The 329-nt window shown below is 44.4% G+C and carries 1 protein-coding gene; it reads left to right on the top strand.

Features of this window, described 5'->3' with window-relative positions:
* A partial coding sequence (locus ACOSDM_RS20195) for a hypothetical protein (protein ID WP_420726331.1) occupies positions 1–329 on the top strand: 329 nt, incomplete at both ends.

Raw genomic sequence — 329 nt, 5'->3', positions numbered from 1 at the left:
GTTAGCATTGACCGTCCAACAACCATATGCCCTATTGCAACAACCATCCTCAATGAATCTATATCTCCAAAGAATCGCAGCACAACAACTACAACAACAGTTGCTTCCAACAATCAATCAAGTAGTTGCAGCGAACCTTGCTGCTTATCTCCAGCAACAACAATTTCTTCCATTCAATCAACTAGCTGGGGTGAACCCTGCTGTCTACTTGCAGGCACAACAACTACTACCATTTAACCAACTTGTCGGGAGCCCTGATGCCTTCTTACTGCAACAACAGCTTCTGCCATTCCATCTGCAAGCTGTGGAAAACATTGCTTCTTTCTTGC

Origin of the sequence: Hwanghaeella sp. LZ110, assembly GCF_048892525.1 — a bacterium.
Lineage (GTDB): Bacteria > Pseudomonadota > Alphaproteobacteria > UBA8366 > Aestuariispiraceae > Pacificispira.
This window is presented reverse-complemented; position numbering and strand designations above follow the sequence as displayed.